This is a genomic window from Gottfriedia solisilvae, from assembly GCF_002128405.1.
GTDB classification, from domain to species: Bacteria; Bacillota; Bacilli; order Bacillales; family Bacillaceae_G; genus Gottfriedia; species Gottfriedia solisilvae.
In genome coordinates, this window is record NZ_NETJ01000010.1 from 47512 (window position 1) to 65925 (window position 18414).

Here is an 18414-nt window from a genome sequence, read left to right on the forward strand (position 1 = left end):
AGAATAAAAGGCATGACTCAGATATTTCATGAGTCCATGCCTTTTTGATTTTTTACTTGTTCTTGTAACAAGTCACGAATTTCAATTAAAAGTTGTTCTTCTTTTGTAGGTACTGGAGGTTTAGCCTCTTCAATTTCTTTCTTCTTAAAAGAGATTTTACTTAGTAATCTAATGAAGAAGAACACCGAGATTGAAATGATTAGAAAGTCGAAAACAGATTGTATAAATGAACCATATTTTATTCCGTGGTAAACTAATCCGGTAAAATCTCGTTTCCCAACGATTAATCCTAGAAGCGGCGTCATAATATCAGCAACTAGAGAAGATACAATTTTACCGAATGCTGCACCAATAATGACCCCGACAGCTAAATCGAGTATATTACCTTTTAATGCGAATTTCTTAAACTCTTCAAACATAGTAATTCCCCCTATATAATATCGTATTAGTTTACATAGAAATCTTAATTGTTTCAAGCGTGGGGGGAGATTCTTAAGCAAAAATATTTATATCAGCACTTCAATATGGTAAATACTAAGTAAGACAATTATTTGGGAGGGATTCGAGATGGGGAATGAATTGGCTACATTTGCAGGTGGATGTTTTTGGTGTATGATCAAACCATTTGATAAGGAGCCTGGAATTATTAAAGTAGTTTCCGGTTATACAGGTGGGGAAAAAGAGAATCCAACTTATGAAGAGGTTTGTACACATTTAACTGGCCACTATGAAGCTGTTCAAATTACTTTTGATCCGGAATTTTATTCTTATGAAAAATTATTGGAAACATTTTGGCGTCAAATTGATCCAACTGATGTAGGTGGACAATTCCATGATCGAGGTAGTTCCTATAAAACAGCGATTTTTTATCATAATGAAGAGCAAAGACAACTAGCGCTAGCATCAAAAGAAGAAATTGAAAAGAGTGGTGTTTTCAAAAAGCCGATTGTTACAGAGGTTTTACCTGCTAAACCATTTTATGAAGCAGAAGAACATCATCAAGATTATTATAAAAAACATCCGATTCGTTACCAGCTTTATTATAAAGGATCTGGACGTCAAAAATTTATAAAAGAACATTGGAAAACAGGTCAAGAAGAACTGAAACAAAAGCTTACACCAATTCAATATGCCGTTACACAAGAAGATGCAACTGAACCTCCATTCCGTAATGAGTTTTGGGATCATAAAGAAAAAGGAATTTATGTTGATATAGTATCTGGTATTCCTTTATTTAGTTCACTAGATAAATTTGATTCTGGTTGTGGATGGCCGAGTTTTACAAGACCAATTTTAAAAGGTGAGATTGAAGAAAAGAAAGATTATAGTCATGGCATGATGCGAATTGAAGTACGTAGTTCAGAAGCCGATTCGCATTTAGGACATGTGTTCGATGATGGTCCAGGACCAGAAGGGCTGAGATATTGTATTAATTCTGCAGCTTTGAAATTTATTCCTTATGACAAAATGGACGAAGAAGGTTATGGGAATTATAAAAGTATTTTTATCAATAAATAGATTGAATGAGTCGAGAAGAAAAATCTCGGCTTTTTCTTTTCTTTAAAATATTTTCAGAATATAGTTACAATAATAAAAAATATGTGTTAATATAAAAGTGTCACAAAGTTGTCACATTTAAGGTATTGCATTTAACAAAAATACTACAGGAGGTTATTTATATGAAGCGAACTGATAATGAAATCGTTGAAACGTATACTCGATATTCAGGTATTGTCTTTTTAATTGGTCTTATTCTTTTTTTACTATATTTCACTGGAAGCGGTTACGTACATACTGACGTTGTCTTAACAGTGAGCATTGTATTAATGGGCTCTTGTTCAACATTATTTTTACTAGGAACATTTTTGGGATTGATGTTTTCGGTCTCAACTAGAGAACAAGCTTAAAAAAAGAGTGGGTGTTCAATGACTAAAAAGTCAATTTGAACACCCTTTTTATTTTGTTGAATTATTAAAATTTATAACATATACATTTAATAATGAAGATTTAGACGTACTAGGAGGTGTCGTTTATATGGAATTTTTTAAGAAGTTAAAAGGAATGGATCGGAACGTGTGGATTCGAGTAATTGGAGAAACCATTACAAGTAGTGCAATGATGATGCTGATGCCGTTTTTTGCATTATATCTAGAAGGTAAAGTTGATTCTATGTTGAAAGTTGGTTTCATTATGTCAATTTCACCGATAGCATCTTTATTTGGTTCAATGCTTGGTGGGAGATTGGCTGATATATATGGTCGTAAACGTATGATGGTATTTTCAACGCTTGCCTCTTCAATCATTCTTATTTCTTTTTCTTTTGTCGAAGGATACACGGCTTTTTTGATTCTTTCAATTTTATTGGGAATCAGTAATTCATTCTTTGATCCTGCTGCTTCTGCCATGGTTGCTGATGTGACTGCACCAGAAGAAAGAACGGAAGCGTATGGACTACTTCGAGTTGGTAGTAATTTTGGTACTGTAATAGGGCCTTTACTTGGAAGTTCTATCGTATTTTTTTCGAAAGACAGTTTGTTTTATATCGCTGCAACTGCATTGGGAATCTATAGTATTGCTCAATTCATTTTATTAAAAGAAACATTGCCAGCTGGAAATGTGAAGAGTAATGAAAAGGAAAGCGCAAAGATACCATTTAAACAGGTTGTAAATATTATTCTTACTGATAAATTACTTCTTTTTTATGTTGCTACAGGTATTATTATTTCTATGGGGTTCTCACAAATCGAAGGTATGTTACCACTTTATTTTAAACAAAGTTTCCAATCTCACTTTGGGGAGTGGACACCGTATCCATTTCTAATGTCACTTAATGGTTTATTAGTGGTATTATTACAGTTTCCGATTTCAAGTTATTTAGCGAATCGTTCAATTGGAAAAACGATGTTTTACGGAACGTTATTATTTGGTTTAGGCATATTATCAATTGGATTTGCACCACCAATTTTACTTTCAATTGGATTTGGGAAATGGGTGATTTTATTCATTCTAGGAATCATTTTTGCTTACTACACATTTGGTGAGATGGTTATGTCACCTGTTCAAATGACTTTCGTTGCAAACATTGCTCCAGAAGAACTTAGAGCAACATATATGGCAGTTGGAAGTATGAAATGGACTATTGGTGGTTTCCTTGGTCCATTGTTAGGCGGATTCTTATTTGATCTGAAACTTGGATTATGGCTATTTGTCATATTAGGTACTGGTGTAGTCGTTTCAGGTGTAATGTATCGTTCACTTGATGAGAAAGTAGCATTTAGAGAAAAAAATCAAGGGCTAGCGCAATAAAGCGCAGCCTTTTTTTAATTGATTAAACAGAGAAAAACAATAGAAATGATTCTTTGGGTTATCTGCATTTGTAGCAGATCGTATTTCTATCACAACTCCAATTTATTTGCATATGTTGTAAAGAAATATAGGTTTCTACCCATAAAAGCTTATACAGTTTGGGAGAAAGTGGTACAATAGGAAGAGCAAAAAATAGTAGGGGGAACATCATGAAGATTAAGTTAGGTTTATTATATGGCGGTAAGTCTGCTGAACATAAAGTATCATTACAAACAGCTTTTGCCGTTATTTCAGCTTTAGATCACTCAAAATTTGATGTGTATCCAATTTATATAACAGAACAAGGCGAATGGTTACAAGGTAAACAAATAGAAGGTAAAGTAGAAAGTGTAGCTGCTTTAAAATTCTCAAACGAAGATCAACATGTAAGTGAAATTGCTCCTGTTGCATTAACTTCATCAATTATTCCTGCAGCATCAAATCAAGAATCTACTGGACCAGTTGATGTAATATTCCCATTATTACATGGACCAAATGGTGAAGACGGAACAGTTCAAGGATTACTTGAATTATTAAATATCCCTTATGCTGGAAATGGTGTATTAGCATCTGCAGCAGGTATGGATAAAGTCATCATGAAAAATTTATTTGCTCAAGCTGGCATTCCACAAGCGAAGTATGTTCACTTCTTAAAAACAGAATGGAAGGAAACAGCTGAATCTTGTTATGAAAAAGTTGAACAAGAATTAGGTTATCCTGTTTTTGTTAAACCAGCTAATCTAGGTTCAAGTGTTGGTATCAGTAAAGCGAAAAATCGTGAATCTTTAGTTGCCGCATTTGAAGAAGCTTTCCAATTTGACCGTAAAGTCATTATTGAAGAAAATATCGTTGGTCGTGAAATTGAAATTGCAGTTTTAGGAAATGATAAAGTTGAATGTTCTGTTGTAGGAGAAATTAAACCTTCAGTAGAGTTTTATGACTATAGTGCTAAATACGAAAGTGGCGAAACAGGATTAATCATTCCTGCACCGATCGAACAAGAAACATATGAGAAGATTAAACATTATGCAGAAGTAGCTTTTAAAGCGATTGATGGTTCTGGTTTAACTCGTGCGGATTTCTTCGTAACTGAAGATGGTGGAGTATTAATGAATGAAGTAAATACTATGCCTGGTTTCACGCCATTTAGTATGTATCCACAATTATGGCAAGCTTCAGGTTTATCATATTCAAGTTTAATTGAGAAATTAATTAACTTAGGAATTGAAAGACACGAACAAAAACAACAAATTAAATATAATATTTAACAATTGAAAACACTATTCATGATTGAATAGTGTTTTCATATGAATAGATAGAAATACTTCGGATAGGAGTCGGTGACAATGGCAATCGTGCGTACTTTATCACAAATTGTAAAGATGATACCTGGAAGTCAGTTAGTAGGTAATGATCTATCAATTAATGGCGTTTCAACAGATTCACGTGGAGATTTAAATGGAAAATTATTTATACCAATTATAGGGGAAAGATTTGATGCTCATGAATTTCTTCCTCAAGCTATAGAAAATGGTGCAAGTGCAATTTTATGTTCAAAAAAATATACAATAGCGCCAACTAATACTTCTGTTATTTTAGTTGATGACACGTTAGAAGCGCTCCAAGCATTAGCAAAATCGTATTTAAAAGAATGGAATGGTAAAATAGTTGGTATTACAGGCAGTAATGGAAAAACTTCTACTAAAGACATTTTGACTAGCATCCTTTCAGCAAAATATAAAGTACATAAAACACAAGGGAATTTTAACAATCATATCGGTTTACCACTAACAGTTCTTTCAATGGATGAAGATACAGAAGTTGCTGTTTTAGAAATGGGTATGAGTGATTTCGGTGAAATTGAGTTTTTATCAAAATTAGCGGAGCCAGATGCTGCAATTATCACTAATATTGGTGAGTCCCATATGCAAGAATTAGGATCTAGAGCAGGTATTGCAAAAGCTAAACTAGAAATCGCAAGTGGACTTTCAAAAGAGGGCTTATTAGTTATTAATGGAGATGAACCATTATTATTAGATGGTACAAAAGATAAACAGCCTTCTTATACAATTGAAACGTTTGGTTTTAATGAACAGAATGATTTTTATCCAACTTTTATTGAAATGAATGAATCAGGTAGTGAATTTGATATAAATAAAACAAATAATGTTCGTTTCAAATTGAGTGTACTAGGAAAACATAATATTAGTAATACTTTGGCAGCAATAGCAGTAGCTAGAAAATTCTCTTTAACTTGGGAAGAAATACTATTAGGTATGCAAAATCTAGAAATGACGAAAATGCGAATGGAGTTATTAAAAACTAAAAATGGGCTAACAATTATAAATGATGCTTATAACGCTAGTGTTACTTCAATGAAAGCGGCTCTTTTATTTGCTGCGGAATTAACTGGCTATAAAAGAAAGTTTGTAATCTTTGGAGATATGTTAGAGTTAGGTGATCAAGAAATTGCTTTTCACGAAGAAATTGGTGAAGAGGTTGTAAGGCTTCAATTTAATTATTTATACACTTATGGTTCATTAAGTAAGTTTGCAGCAGTTTCTGCATTTGAACAAATGGACTCTTCGAACGTAAAAAGTTTTGATGACAAAAATAATTTAATTGATATATTAAAACAAGAAGTTAAACCGGGTGATCTTGTTTTAGTGAAAGCCTCAAGAGGAATGAAATTAGAAGAAGTCGTTAATGCATTATTAGAAACAAACGAGTAGGGAGAAGTCGTAACAAAAGTATTGCTACTAATTATATTTTTAACGTGACAATTAATTGGAAGAATTGCTCAGGCGCAAAATATATATGTGCTGGATTACTATGTTAAAAGTGAGGAAACATGGGAAAATTAAGGAAGTTGGACTATTGTTTTCCACACAAGAAGGAATGAAAATCATACTGAAAAAATATAACTTCATTTGCTTTTTAGATGGAATGTCCGTATAATGAGTAGATATTGTTTCCTTTTCATGATACTTCGGACATTGTTTTCCACTAAAAACGAACCTTCCAAATGTGAACAGTCACGAAACATATAATTTTTATAGATATAATTGAGATACAAAGGAGATTAACCAAATTGACAACATTTCAAGAATTAGGATTAAGTAGTAAAATCCTGTTTGCGATTGAAAAATTAGGCTTCGAGGAAGCTACTCCAATTCAAGCGCAGACTATTCCATTAGCAAAACAAGGCCACGATGTAATTGGTCAAGCGCAAACTGGTACTGGTAAAACAGCCGCTTTCGGTATTCCTTTACTAGAAAAAATTGATGTAGATAATAACCATGTTCAAGGACTTGTTATTGCACCTACACGTGAGTTAGCGATCCAAGTTGGCGAAGAATTACACAAAATTGGTCTGAACAAAGGCGTTAAAATCTTACCGATATACGGTGGACAAGATATTAACCGTCAAATGCGTTCATTAAAGAAATTCCCACATATCATTGTAGGAACTCCAGGTCGTATTCAAGACCATATTAACCGTCGTACGATTCGTCTTAACAACGTAAATACTGTTGTTTTAGATGAAGCAGATGAAATGCTAAACATGGGATTCATTGAAGATATTGAAGCGATCTTAAAAGAAGTTCCTGAAAATAAACAAACGCTTCTATTCTCAGCTACAATGCCTGACCCAATTCGTCGCATTGCAGAAACTTTTATGACAAATCCTCAAATCGTAAAAGTTCAAGCTAAAGAAGTTACAATGCCAAACATTGAACAACATTTTATTGAAGTTCAAGAAAAGAAAAAATTTGACGTGCTTACACGTTTATTAGATATTCAAACACCAGAATTAGCAATTATTTTTGGTCGTACAAAACGTCGTGTTGATGAATTATCAGAAGCATTAAACCTACGTGGTTATGCAGCTGAAGGTATTCACGGTGATTTATCACAAGCAAAACGTGAGCAAGTACTTCGTAAATTTAAAGCTGGTTCAATTGATGTATTAGTTGCAACTGATGTAGCAGCTCGTGGATTAGACATTTCTGGTGTAACACACGTTTATAACTTTGATATTCCTCAAGATCCTGAAAGCTATGTTCACCGTATTGGACGTACAGGTCGTGCTGGAAAATCAGGTATTGCGATGCTATTTATTACGCCTCGTGAGTTTAACCAATTAAAAAATATTGAACGTACTACTAAACGTCGTATGGAACGTATGACCGCACCTACATTGGATGAAGCAATTGAAAGTCAACAACGTATTATTGCTGAAAAATTAACTTCAACAATGGAAAGTGATAACTTAGCATTCTACAAACGTATTGCTGAAGAATTACTTGAAGAGCATGATTCTGTAAGTGTTGTAGCAGCAGCGTTAAAAATGTTAACTAAAGAACCAAATGAGACACCAATCAGATTAACTGATGAGCCACCAATGGTAAAACGTGACCGCGGTGGACGTGGTGGCAGTGGCGGTGGATACCGTCGTGGCGAAAACAAACGTAGTGGCGGAGATAATCGTCGTGGTGGTGGAGACCGCCGTGGAGATGGTCGCCGTGGCGATAGAGACGGAAACCGTGGTGGAAACTTCCGTAACAAACGTAGTGAAGGTTCAGCTTCAGGTTCTCGCGATAATAATCGTGGCGGACAACGTAGACATCAAGATAGCAGTAAATAATATTAAAATGAAGGTACATGGTTTATTCCATGTACCTTTTTGTTTTGAAAATAAACAGTGTGATTTTACGTATTTTCCATAAACTAAGGAAAAAGTAAGAAAGTTGGATTTATATGCTTGTAAGACTTGGTTATGTTGCAATGAGTATGAATTTACAAAATGCATCTCCATCAAAGACGATGACATTTGCACAGTTTTTAAAACAAAAAGACAAAGAAGCTGCGATTAGGAAATTAGAACTTATTTCAAAAACAAACATCAATAATTGTTTACGACTGCTTAAACACAATAAAGCACATAATATATCTTTTTTTCGATTAAGTAGTAAGCTGATCCCTCTAGCTAATCATGAAGAGTTGAAAGATTGGAATTTTATGAAGCCTTTAAAAGAGGAGCTAAATCAGCTTGGGGAATTTACATTAAGAAACAATATGAGAATAGATTTTCATCCTGACCATTTCGTTATTTTAAATTCGGTTGATGAAGAACTGTTAAAGTCATCAATTAAAACATTAAAAATGCATTACCAACTTTTAAAGGCGATGAAAATAAATACTGAGCATCGTTGTGTATTACATGTTGGTGGTGGGTATGATGACAAAGAGAAGTCGTTAGAACAGTTGGTGGAAAATTTTGGTTCAGTGCCTTCGCCAATCCAAAAGATGCTAATGTTCGAAAATGATGATACAACGTTTACGTTTGATGAAACATTATTTGCATGTGAAAAACTAGGCGTTCCGATTGTTTTTGATTATCACCATCACTTGGTGAATCACGTAAACGAACAGTGGACTGAAAATTGGGAGCGAGCAGTAAATACGTGGACAGTTTCTGAGCTACCAATGAAAATGCATATATCAAGTCCAAGGGACGATAAAGACATAAGAGCACACGCAGATTATGTAGACCCTTCTATGTTTCTTACTTTTTTAAATGAAATATATGGCTCTGTTAAGCAAATTGATTGTATGATTGAAGCGAAACAAAAAGATAATGCGCTTTTTAAACTGATGGAGGATCTAAAAAGTCATCCTTCTGTTGAAGTTGTAAATGATTCTAGTTTTAATTTTAAACCGTAGTAAGTGAAAGTAAGGGTGAGGAAATGATTGTAGGTATAGGATTGGACTTAGTAGAGATTGAAAGGATGAAAGAGATTATTGGATCGCAACCACGTTTTGCAAACAGGATTTTAACTGAAGCTGAATATGAAATTTATAAAAATCTCTCTGAGCGTAGAAAATTAGAGTTTTTATCAGGGAGATTCGCGGCTAAGGAAGCTTGTTCGAAGGCATTCGGTACAGGGATTGGAAAAGAACTTGGCTTTCATGATATAGAAATACTAAATGATGAAAAAGGGAAACCGGTACTATCAGTTGATTTACCTTTTATTCCTTTCTTATCTATTACTCACACTGAGCATTATGCCGCTGCGCAAGTTGTTTTACAGCAATTATAGATAATTTAGTATTGAACAGTTACGAGTTTAGTGACTGTTTTTTATTTTGTAATTTTTTTTAGTTTAGCTTGTCATGCTAGTCTGCATATTTTAGAGCTTGACCTCATATAGTTCTATGAGGATAGGAGAAGCAAGGTTGCAACGTGCATGAATAAATCTAGGTTAAACTTCTTAGCTACTCGCGCACATTTATTCTATTGCCTTTGCATGAGATTCTCTTTTTACAATATAAGAGGAACAAAGGAGCTGGGGAGATGAAGAAAAAGCTTGTAGCGATGCTTTTGGCCTTTACGTTGGTTTTATCAATGGCTGCATGTGGTAAGAAATCGAGGGAAGATGTTGTAGGTTCATTAAGTAATAAGATGGAAAAAATGAGTGGTTATCAGGCGGACGCTACGTTAACAATTAATAATGGAAATGATCCGCAAAAATATGAAGTAGTTATTTGGCACAAAAAACCTTCATATTACCGAGTACAATTAAAAAATGCTAAAAGCGACCAAAATCAAATCATTTTACGAAACAAAGAGGGCGTATTTGTTTTAACACCAGCACTAAATAAAAGTTACCGTTTCCAAAGTGATTGGCCATCAAACAGCAGCCAACCATATTTACCGGAATCATTAGTAAATGATCTAGTACAAGATAAAGATGCTACTTTCAAATCAACTAAAAAAGGTTATGTATTTGAAACGAAAACGAACTATACAAATAAACAATTACTTCCTACACAAGAAATTACGTTTAATAAAAAAGGTTTAACACCTGAATCAGTTAAGTTATTAGATTCTGATAAAAATGTTGTGTTAGATGTTCAATTTGATAAAGTGAAATACAATCCAAAGTTTGATAAAGATGCATTTGATGTGAAGAAAAACATGACAAGCGCACGTTTAAGTGTACCAACGTCTACTAATAATGATTCTAACTTATTAGTAACGCAATACCCTAATAAATTAATGGACGGTGTAACTTTAGAAGACCAACAAGAGGTTAAAACTGAAAGTGGTGTTCAAGTTATTCTTTCATATAAAGGTGATAAATCATTTACTTTAATTGAAGAAAAATCTCGTATTTCAGAAACTGGTACAGTCATGGAGATCAGTGGTGAACCAGTTGACTTAGGATATACTGTCGGTGCACTTTCAGACAAAATGATTTCATGGTCGCACGGTGGAACAGACTTTACAATTGTATCTAGTAACTTAACGCAAAGTGAATTAATTGAGGTTGCTCAATCAGTAGGTCAAACAGGAACAAAATAATCATATTTACAAACTTGAGAAAAGGCGTGATGGAAGTACTATCACGCCTTTTTATATTTGAAATAGACTATTTGTATAAGGTTAAAGGTTGACATTTCTTGTATTTAAGCAAATAATTTTACACATATATAAAAAGAGCAAGGGTAAAACGATAAGGAAGTGTAAATTATGTCAGAAACGCCATTTTATCGCGACACATGGGTTGAAGTGAATTTAGATGCGATTGAAGAAAACGTTAAAAATATTGTATCGCTTTACCCTAATCATCAAGAAATATATGTAGCTTTAAAAGCTAATGCATATGGACATGGTTATATAGAAGTAGCAAAACAAGCGTTGAAGTCAGGTGCAACGCGTTTATTAGTTGCATTTATTGATGAAGGAATTTTTCTTCGTAAAGCTGGAATAGATGCTCCGATTTTAGTGTTAGGAGCAACTAGAGCTCAGGATATAAAAATAGCAATCAAACATAATTTGACTTTAACAGCATATAATGTTGATTGGCTAGAGGATATCACAAATTATCTTTCAGATTCTGATGAAGTAACGATTCATATTAAGTTTGATACTGGAATGGGAAGGTTAGGGCTGAAAACAAAAGCTGAATGGGAAAAAGCTTCAACTTTATTAAAAAAATCATCGATCAATCTTGAAGGGTTGTTTACGCATTTTGCGACAGCGGATGAATTAGATCGAACATATTTTCAACAACAATTAGATAGATTTTATGAAACAATTGAATGGGTTAAGGACAGCGGGTTTTTACCTTCTTTAATTCACTGTGCAAATAGTGCAGCAGCAGTATTAGAAACGGGCTTATTTAATACAGTGCGTGTTGGAATCATTATGTATGGCCTAACACCATCTTTGGAAATGAAAACAAAAATTCCGTTTAGCTTAAAGCCTGCATTATCATTTTACACAAAAGTTTCTCATATAAAGCAATTGCCGGCAAATAGTGGAGTAAGCTATGGAGCAACTTATAAAACATCTGATGTAGAATGGGTTGCTACGCTTCCAGTAGGATATGCAGATGGTTGGTTAAGAGATATGCAAGGTTTTTCTGTACTAATAGAAGGTGAAAAAGCAGAAATAGTAGGTCGAGTTTGCATGGATCAATGTATGATAAAGCTATCAAAACATTATCCAGTAGGGACTAAAGTGACGTTGATTGGGGAAAGTAATGGTGAAATTGTGAGTGCGGAAGATGTTGCATCTCATATGAATACGATTAATTATGAGGTCACTTGTCTGATCAATAATAGAGTTCCAAGAGTATACAAAAAAGATGGGAAAATAAGGTCCATTAGTAATTATCTAGTATCAGATGAATTTGATAATTGATGTATTAAAGTATGAAACACGCTTATTTGGTTAAGATAAACGAAGATATGTGTCTTTCCAATCTTTGAAATTAATGGTATGATGTAATATAGGGAGATATATGGGTAATAGTTGATTCTGGAGGTGCTGAAACTTGTCCGAACTAAATGCGACAACTGAAATCACAGTACGTTTACCAAAACACGTAGTAAGCGAACTAGATGGATTAGTAAAGCAAGAAAACGGTAATCGAAATGAATATATTTATCAAGCGACTAAGATGTTTTTGAAGGATCGTAAAAGACGCCAAAGTCGTGAACAAATGCGACGCGGATACATGGAAATGGCTAAAATCAACTTATTAATATCTTCTGAGTCATTTTATGCTGAGTCTGAAGCGGATTCGAAAGTGGAGCGCTTAGTTAGCGGGGGGTAATCACTTGATAGTAAAACGTGGCGACGTATATTTTGCAGACCTTTCCCCTGTAGTTGGCTCTGAACAAGGTGGAGTTCGTCCGGTTCTCATAATACAGAATGATATCGGTAACCGTTTTAGTCCTACCGTTATAGTCGCTGCGATTACAGCACAAATCCAAAAGGCAAAACTTCCAACTCATGTTGAAATTGATGCTAAGAAATACGGATTTGAACGTGATTCGGTTATCTTACTAGAACAAATTCGAACGATTGACAAACAGCGGTTAACTGATAAAATTACTCATCTTGATGATGAAATGATGGATCAGGTTGACGAAGCGCTGCAAATCAGTTTGGGACTTGTTGATTTTTAAAAGTTGCTTAATGCAGCTTTTCCTACATATTTTTTAATAATGATTAAAATTGCTTTGTAACCCTTTCTATTTGGAAGGGTTATTTAAGTACGTAAAAATAGTTAGATATCGGAGGTCGTAATCATGTCACAGCAATTAGTTAAAAAAATTGCATCTGAACTAAATATTTCACCGCAACAAGTGTCTACTGTTATTGAATTAAAAGAAGAAGGGAATACAATCCCTTTTATTGCGCGATACCGAAAAGAAAAAACAGGTTCATTAGATGAAGTGCAAATTCATTCAATCCTTGAAAAATATGAATATGCAGTGAACTTACAATCAAGAAAAGAAGAAGTCATCCGTTTAATCCAAGAAAAAGGAAAACTAACAGAAGAATTACAAAAAAGTATTCAAATCGCTTCAAAATTACAAGAAGTAGAGGATTTGTATAGACCATATAAAGAAAAAAGAAAAACGAGAGCAACAGTAGCTAAGGACAAAGGTCTTGAACCAATAGCTGAATGGTTGTTTCAGCTACCAAAAGAGGGCTCATTAGCCGATGAAGCTTTAAAATATATAAATGAAGAATTAGAAGTACATACAGTTGATGATGTAATCCAAGGTGCAAAAGACATTATTGCAGAATGGATTGCAGATGATGCGAACTATCGAAAATGGATTAGAGAGTCTACTTTTAGAAAAGGTTTAATAGAAGCTAGTGTCAAAGATGCGGATAAAGATGAGAAAAAAGTGTATGAAATGTATTATGAATATTCAGAGCCTATCTCAAAAATTGTACCCCATCGAATTCTTGCAATGAACCGTGGTGAAAAGGAAGATATTCTGAAGATCTCAGTTCAATCACCATATGAAGATATCATTTCTTTTCTAGGGCGAAATGTGATTAAAAAAGAAACTTTTGTTCGTTCAATTTTAATGGAGGTTGTAGAAGATGCATATAAACGTTTAATTCAACCATCTATTGAAAGAGAAATACGTAAGGAACTATCTGAAAAGGCTGATTCTCAAGCAATTACCATTTTCTCAGAAAATTTACGTTCATTACTATTACAGCCACCATTAAAAGGAAAGGTTGTGCTTGGAGTTGACCCGGCATTTAGAACAGGTTGTAAGCTAGCGGTAGTTGATGAGACTGGTAAGGTTCTAAAAATAGATGTCATTTACCCACATCCTTTTAAAGGAGAAAGGGTTGAAATTCAACAGAAGAAAAGAGAACAAGCCGTTGCAAAGATAAAAGATATTCTTCTGCAATTCAAGATTGAAATGGTTGCAATCGGAAACGGAACAGCATCAAGAGAAACTGAACTATTTGTATCTGAGATTTTAAAGGAAACAAACAAAGACATTTACTACGTAATTGTTAATGAAGCAGGTGCAAGTGTTTATTCTGCTTCAGAATTAGCACGAGAAGAGTTTCCTAATCTGCAAGTAGAGGAACGTAGTGCGGTTTCAATTGCAAGGCGTTTACAAGATCCTCTTGCAGAATTAGTGAAAATTGATCCGAAATCTGTTGGGGTTGGATTATATCAGCATGATGTTTCTCAGAAAAGCTTAAACGAGTCATTAACGTTTGTTGTTGAAACTTCTGTAAACCAAGTAGGGGTAAATGTTAATACCGCTTCGGTTTCACTACTTCAATATGTATCGGGTTTATCAAAAACTGTTGCAAAAAACATCGTAAACTATCGTGATGAAAAAGGTAAGATTGCAAACAGGAAAGAATTGAAAACAATCCCTCGCCTTGGTGCGAAAACATATGAACAATGTATAGGCTTTTTACGTGTGCTTGAAGGTGACGAACCGTTAGATCGTACTGGTATTCACCCTGAAAGCTATGGACAGGTTAAAAAATTATTGAAGCAATTAAATATGTCTTCAAGTCAACTTGGCTCAAATGAATTAAAAGATAAAATAAAAGGTTTAAATATAGAAGAAACTTCAAGCCAACTAGATATTGGTGAAATTACGTTAAAGGATATATTAAATTCTTTAATGCAGCCAGAAAGAGATTTACGTGATGAATTAGCAGCACCATTATTACGACAAGATGTACTTAATATAGAAGATTTGAAAATTGGCATGCAGTTAGAAGGTACTGTTAGAAATGTCGTTGATTTTGGAGCATTCGTAGATATCGGTTTAAAAAATGATGGACTTGTTCATATATCACGAATGAGTAGTAAATTTATCAAACATCCATTAGATGTAGTATCTGTTGGACAAGTTGTAAAAGTCTGGATTGCTGAAGTAGATCAAAAAAAGCAAAGAGTAGGCTTGTCAATGCTTCCGATTGAATCAAAAGAAACAGTCAAAGCTTAATTTTTTGATAGTAAAACCAGCATTGATTTAATAATTTTATTTGATAGCGGTTTTTTTCATAAAAAGCTTTTTGCATTTGGGTTTTCAGCCAACTTGGCATAATCATATGAAAAACCTCCAGCTTAAAAATCTTCGCCCATCTTCTTAATTAGAGATGGGCGACATATTAAATGAGTGAGGGGTAACCTTCTAATACCTTTATAAAAAGGATAACGAAATTGTTCATTTAAACATAAATTTTACGCCATTGTAGAGAGATTTACTAAGAGCAACTCATTTAGTATAAATTTTACGATTATGATCTTTGAAATTCTCATTTGTAAGTTTAATGTATGCAGATACCTAGAAAAATGTGAGTTGTATATTAGTTAATACAAAAAGAAATAAGGAATATAGAATCAGTTAAGGGAAGATATGAGGATGGAAAACGAAATACTACAAAAATTAGTTGAAGAATTATCATTGCAATATTTTAACCGTCCATTTTTACATCAAGCTACTTTTAATGCTAGATTACGAACTACAGGTGGACGGTATTTATTAAAAACAAGCAATGTTGAATTAAATAAATTGTATTTCCAAGAACATGGAATTGAAGAATTAAAGGGTATTATCTTACATGAATTATGCCATTATCATCTACACATAATGAAAAAAGGCTATAAGCATGAGGATAAGGATTTTAAAGATTTATTAAAACAGGTTGGTGCACCAAGGTACTGCAAGCCTTTAACGACAACAACTAAAAAGAGGATTGTGCCCTATAAGTATCGTTACATTTGTACAAAATGTGGGCAAACGTATTTACGAAAGAGAAAAGTGGACTTGAAACGGTTTGTATGTGGAATATGCAAAAGTACATTAAAACAGTTATAAATAGTATTGACAGGCTATATATTGATAGTTTATATTATTACTTGTCACCACTTACCAGAAAGTGTTGATGAATAATTTATATTATTCCGCAGTAGCTCAGTGGTAGAGCACTCGGCTGTTAACCGAGTGGTCGTAGGTTCGAATCCTACCTGCGGAGCCATTATTTTAGAGAAGTACCCAAGTGGCTCAAGGGGCGCCCCTGCTAAGGGTGTAGATCGCTAACGCGGTGCGAGGGTTCGAATCCCTTCTTCTCTGCCATACATACGGCCCGTTGGTCAAGCGGTTAAGACACCGCCCTTTCACGGCGGTAACACGGGTTCGAATCCCGTACGGGTCACCATTTTTATATTACGGAGGATTAGCTCAGCTGGGAGAGCACCTGCCTTACAAGCAGGGGGTCGGCGGTTCGAGCCCGTCATCCTCCACCATTTAATTTTATACGGTCCCGTGGTGTAGCGGTTAACATGCCTGCCTGTCACGCAGGAGATCGCCGGTTCGATCCCGGTCGGGACCGCCATTATTTACTACATATTGTAGTATTTTTTCTTTTTTTTGGAGATAATATTTTAGGTATCTAATTTATTTGTAATCTGAGTGTTGGATTGTTTTTATCTAGAGGAGTTAAAGGTAAATGCAGTACAACATGAAGAAAAGAGATTAGTACTTTTTATGTAGCATTCGCTATTCTGATTTTTAATGTGATCAATGTCGGATTGTCTTTATCTTGAGGAGTAGTTCAAGAGGTGAATACAGTTCAACATAAAGAAAATCCTGCGGTGCATAATCAAGTAGTATAATCGCGGAAGTCAGACCATGTAGCAACTTCATTGGGCTATAGCCAAGCGGTAAGGCAACGGATTTTGATTCCGTCATGCCCTGGTTCGAATCCAGGTAGCCCAGCCATTTACCTATTTGTAAGAAATGTTGAAATGTGACATTTAAGTAAGAATTTAAAACTCTGCTTTTACAGATGTCGGATTGTGTTTATCTTGAGAAGTAATTCAAGAGGTGGATACAATACAACATAAAGAGTGAGTGTAATGCTTTTTATGTAGGTACTCGCGTTTCTGATTTTAAGCGTGATCAAATGTCGGATTGTCTTTATCTTGAGGAGTAATTCAAGAGGTGAATTCAATACAACATAAAGAAAATCCTGCGGAGCAGGTTCATGTAGCGAATTCATAGTAGTTTGATTCATGTAGTTTAATCATTGGGCTATAGCCAAGCGGTAAGGCAACGGATTTTGATTCCGTCATGCCCTGGTTCGAATCCAGGTAGCCCAGCCATTATCTTTTTTATGAGCAATGCTCTAGTGCGATAGCACGACCAAATAGACTTCTAAGTCATTCAAAAGTGTAGTAATTGTGATACTTGTAATATTATCTTTATTACGAGCCATTAGCTCAGTAGGTAGAGCATCTGACTTTTAATCAGAGGGTCGAAGGTTCGAATCCTTCATGGCTCACTTTTTGTTTATTTGCGGTCGTGGCGGAATGGCAGACGCGCTAGGTTGAGGGCCTAGTGGAGGTTTCTCCGTGGAGGTTCAAGTCCTCTCGGCCGCATCTTATAACTATATAACCAGACAATCTACAGCATGTAGATTGTCTTTTTTGTATTTTATAGTTGTTTGATCAATACCAATACCTATAATGCAAATGATTTATTTGATGGATTAAGGTTTGTTTAATATTTACTTCTATAATATAGTTTCTTTTCAAACCCTAAGTAAATTCTTTAGAGTACATTGCATAGATTAACGCTAACTTCATAAACTAAGCACTTCAAGTCACATTCTATTTAGTGAAAATAACTTATTTCAATAAAAGTTAATTTTTCTTTTAAATTATGTTGACTTTGTGTTCATGTTGCTTTAATATAGATAAAGTTCCCGTTAGAACTTACGAAGTCATCAGAAGCTTATCGTAGTAAGCTTACTAAGTTTAAGAAAAATAAACTTTAAAAAGATGTTGACTTCTAGTAGTAGTTATTATATACTATAAAAGTCGCTAACGAAGTGACAACACAATATGCGCCCGTAGCTCAATTGGATAGAGCGTTTGACTACGGATCAAAAGGTTATGGGTTCGAGTCCTTTCGGGCGCGCCATATTACGGGAAGTGGCTCAGCTTGGTAGAGCACCTGGTTTGGGACCAGGGGGTCGCAGGTTCAAATCCTGTCTTCCCGACCATCTTCGCGGGTGTAGTTTAATGGTAAAATAGAAGCCTTCCAAGCTTCGGTCGTGGGTTCGATTCCCATCACCCGCTCCATTTGAACTTTGAAAACTAAACAAAACATGAAGTAAAACGTCAATTATTAGTTTTTTGAGCAATACAAGATTTAAACTTAACTATTATGGAGAGTTTGATCCTGGCTCAGGACGAACGCTGG

Annotated in this window: 16 protein-coding genes and 12 tRNA genes; 26 read left to right on the plus strand and 2 right to left on the minus strand. The window is 34.6% G+C overall.

Annotated features, from left to right (window positions below; genetic code table 11):
* Positions 1-26: 26 nt before the first annotated feature.
* The gene (mscL, locus tag CAB05_RS20835) at positions 27-419 is read right to left on the minus strand and encodes a large conductance mechanosensitive channel protein MscL (protein ID WP_088003959.1); all 393 of its coding nucleotides are present in this window, start codon (positions 417-419) and stop codon (positions 27-29) included.
* Between the two features lie 148 nt (positions 420-567).
* Here mscL and msrB point away from each other — a divergent pair, with 148 nt between their 5' ends.
* The 13 genes from msrB (at position 568) to CAB05_RS20900 (ending at position 15150) form a co-directional block, all read left to right on the plus strand.
* On the plus strand, positions 568-1518 hold the full coding sequence (gene msrB, locus CAB05_RS20840) for a peptide-methionine (R)-S-oxide reductase MsrB (RefSeq protein ID WP_088003961.1): 951 nt from the start codon (positions 568-570) through the stop codon (positions 1516-1518).
* A 161-nt stretch (positions 1519-1679) separates the two neighbouring features.
* Positions 1680-1907: a hypothetical protein gene (locus CAB05_RS20845; RefSeq protein WP_088003963.1), complete on the plus strand. Its 228-nt coding sequence runs from the start codon at positions 1680-1682 to the stop codon at positions 1905-1907.
* A 127-nt stretch (positions 1908-2034) separates the two neighbouring features.
* Positions 2035-3306: an MDR family MFS transporter gene (locus CAB05_RS20850; RefSeq protein WP_088003965.1), complete on the plus strand. Its 1272-nt coding sequence runs from the start codon at positions 2035-2037 to the stop codon at positions 3304-3306.
* A gap of 206 nt (positions 3307-3512) precedes the next feature.
* The gene (locus tag CAB05_RS20855; protein ID WP_142283145.1) at positions 3513-4613 is read left to right on the plus strand and encodes a D-alanine--D-alanine ligase; all 1101 of its coding nucleotides are present in this window, start codon (positions 3513-3515) and stop codon (positions 4611-4613) included.
* Positions 4614-4691: 78 nt separating this feature from the next.
* Entirely contained in the window at positions 4692-6077 is a 1386-nt protein-coding gene (locus CAB05_RS20860) for a UDP-N-acetylmuramoyl-tripeptide--D-alanyl-D-alanine ligase (RefSeq protein WP_088003969.1), read from the plus strand.
* Positions 6078-6436: 359 nt separating this feature from the next.
* Positions 6437-7993 (plus strand): degradosome RNA helicase CshA, encoded by a 1557-nt coding sequence (gene cshA / locus CAB05_RS20865; RefSeq protein WP_088003972.1) that lies wholly within the window; start codon positions 6437-6439, stop codon positions 7991-7993.
* Between the two features lie 113 nt (positions 7994-8106).
* A complete protein-coding gene (gene uvsE, locus CAB05_RS20870) occupies positions 8107-9072 on the plus strand; it encodes a UV DNA damage repair endonuclease UvsE (RefSeq protein WP_088003974.1) in 966 nt (321 codons plus the stop codon).
* A gap of 23 nt (positions 9073-9095) precedes the next feature.
* Positions 9096-9449: a holo-ACP synthase gene (gene acpS, locus CAB05_RS20875; RefSeq protein WP_088003976.1), complete on the plus strand. Its 354-nt coding sequence runs from the start codon at positions 9096-9098 to the stop codon at positions 9447-9449.
* A 254-nt stretch (positions 9450-9703) separates the two neighbouring features.
* Positions 9704-10714 carry a LolA family protein gene (locus CAB05_RS20880; RefSeq protein ID WP_088003978.1) on the plus strand — a complete coding sequence of 337 codons (1011 nt, stop codon included), beginning with the start codon at positions 9704-9706 and terminating at the stop codon, positions 10712-10714.
* A gap of 168 nt (positions 10715-10882) precedes the next feature.
* Positions 10883-12058, plus strand: coding sequence for an alanine racemase (gene alr / locus CAB05_RS20885; protein WP_088003980.1), 1176 nt, complete (start codon positions 10883-10885; stop codon positions 12056-12058).
* A gap of 133 nt (positions 12059-12191) precedes the next feature.
* A complete protein-coding gene (locus tag CAB05_RS20890; protein WP_069033898.1) occupies positions 12192-12473 on the plus strand; it encodes a CopG family ribbon-helix-helix protein in 282 nt (93 codons plus the stop codon).
* Between the two features lie 4 nt (positions 12474-12477).
* Positions 12478-12828, plus strand: coding sequence for a type II toxin-antitoxin system endoribonuclease NdoA (gene ndoA / locus CAB05_RS20895; protein ID WP_056476047.1), 351 nt, complete (start codon positions 12478-12480; stop codon positions 12826-12828).
* 123 nt (positions 12829-12951) lie between these two features.
* Positions 12952-15150 (plus strand): Tex family protein, encoded by a 2199-nt coding sequence (locus tag CAB05_RS20900; RefSeq protein WP_088003982.1) that lies wholly within the window; start codon positions 12952-12954, stop codon positions 15148-15150.
* Here the strand turns inward: CAB05_RS20900 and cmpA are convergent.
* Complete coding sequence (cmpA, locus tag CAB05_RS20905; protein WP_088003988.1) at positions 15140-15250, minus strand: cortex morphogenetic protein CmpA; 111 nt, start codon at positions 15248-15250, stop codon at positions 15140-15142. The two genes, CAB05_RS20900 and cmpA, sit on opposite strands and share 11 nt — an antisense overlap.
* 320 nt (positions 15251-15570) lie before the next feature.
* On the opposite strand from cmpA, the gene CAB05_RS20910 reads away from it, so the two are divergent.
* The 13 genes from CAB05_RS20910 (at position 15571) to CAB05_RS20970 (ending at position 18293) form a co-directional block, all read left to right on the plus strand.
* Positions 15571-16026: a SprT family protein gene (locus tag CAB05_RS20910; protein ID WP_088003984.1), complete on the plus strand. Its 456-nt coding sequence runs from the start codon at positions 15571-15573 to the stop codon at positions 16024-16026.
* 85 nt (positions 16027-16111) lie between these two features.
* Positions 16112-16186 (plus strand) — tRNA-Asn (locus tag CAB05_RS20915).
* Between the two features lie 7 nt (positions 16187-16193).
* Positions 16194-16284 (plus strand) — tRNA-Ser (locus CAB05_RS20920).
* A 7-nt stretch (positions 16285-16291) separates the two neighbouring features.
* Positions 16292-16366: transfer RNA gene (locus tag CAB05_RS20925), tRNA-Glu, on the plus strand.
* A 12-nt stretch (positions 16367-16378) separates the two neighbouring features.
* Positions 16379-16454 (plus strand) — tRNA-Val (locus tag CAB05_RS20930).
* A 13-nt stretch (positions 16455-16467) separates the two neighbouring features.
* A tRNA-Asp gene (locus CAB05_RS20935) sits at positions 16468-16543 on the plus strand.
* Positions 16544-16854: 311 nt separating this feature from the next.
* Positions 16855-16929 (plus strand) — tRNA-Gln (locus CAB05_RS20940).
* Between the two features lie 308 nt (positions 16930-17237).
* Positions 17238-17312, plus strand: a tRNA-Gln gene (locus CAB05_RS20945).
* Positions 17313-17418: 106 nt separating this feature from the next.
* Positions 17419-17491: transfer RNA gene (locus CAB05_RS20950), tRNA-Lys, on the plus strand.
* A 14-nt stretch (positions 17492-17505) separates the two neighbouring features.
* Positions 17506-17588, plus strand: a tRNA-Leu gene (locus CAB05_RS20955).
* Between the two features lie 467 nt (positions 17589-18055).
* Positions 18056-18132, plus strand: a tRNA-Arg gene (locus CAB05_RS20960).
* 5 nt (positions 18133-18137) lie between these two features.
* Positions 18138-18214: transfer RNA gene (locus CAB05_RS20965), tRNA-Pro, on the plus strand.
* Positions 18215-18219: 5 nt separating this feature from the next.
* Positions 18220-18293 (plus strand) — tRNA-Gly (locus CAB05_RS20970).
* Positions 18294-18414: the final 121 nt, after the last annotated feature.

Excerpts from the sequence above, each read along its gene's own strand:
- acpS (WP_088003976.1), top strand. The coding sequence starts at position 9,096 with ATGATTGTAGGTATAGGATTGGACTTAGTAGAGATTGAAAGGATGAAA.
- CAB05_RS20900 (WP_088003982.1), top strand. The coding sequence starts at position 12,952 with ATGTCACAGCAATTAGTTAAAAAAATTGCATCTGAACTAAATATTTCA.
- CAB05_RS20850 (WP_088003965.1), top strand. The coding sequence starts at position 2,035 with ATGGAATTTTTTAAGAAGTTAAAAGGAATGGATCGGAACGTGTGGATT.
- CAB05_RS20910 (WP_088003984.1), top strand. The coding sequence starts at position 15,571 with ATGGAAAACGAAATACTACAAAAATTAGTTGAAGAATTATCATTGCAA.
- uvsE (WP_088003974.1), top strand. The coding sequence starts at position 8,107 with ATGCTTGTAAGACTTGGTTATGTTGCAATGAGTATGAATTTACAAAAT.
- CAB05_RS20880 (WP_088003978.1), top strand. The coding sequence starts at position 9,704 with ATGAAGAAAAAGCTTGTAGCGATGCTTTTGGCCTTTACGTTGGTTTTA.
- cmpA (WP_088003988.1), bottom strand. The coding sequence starts at position 15,250 with ATGCCAAGTTGGCTGAAAACCCAAATGCAAAAAGCTTTTTATGAAAAA.
- mscL (WP_088003959.1), bottom strand. The coding sequence starts at position 419 with ATGTTTGAAGAGTTTAAGAAATTCGCATTAAAAGGTAATATACTCGAT.
- alr (WP_088003980.1), top strand. The coding sequence starts at position 10,883 with ATGTCAGAAACGCCATTTTATCGCGACACATGGGTTGAAGTGAATTTA.
- CAB05_RS20860 (WP_088003969.1), top strand. The coding sequence starts at position 4,692 with ATGGCAATCGTGCGTACTTTATCACAAATTGTAAAGATGATACCTGGA.
- CAB05_RS20845 (WP_088003963.1), top strand. The coding sequence starts at position 1,680 with ATGAAGCGAACTGATAATGAAATCGTTGAAACGTATACTCGATATTCA.
- msrB (WP_088003961.1), top strand. The coding sequence starts at position 568 with ATGGGGAATGAATTGGCTACATTTGCAGGTGGATGTTTTTGGTGTATG.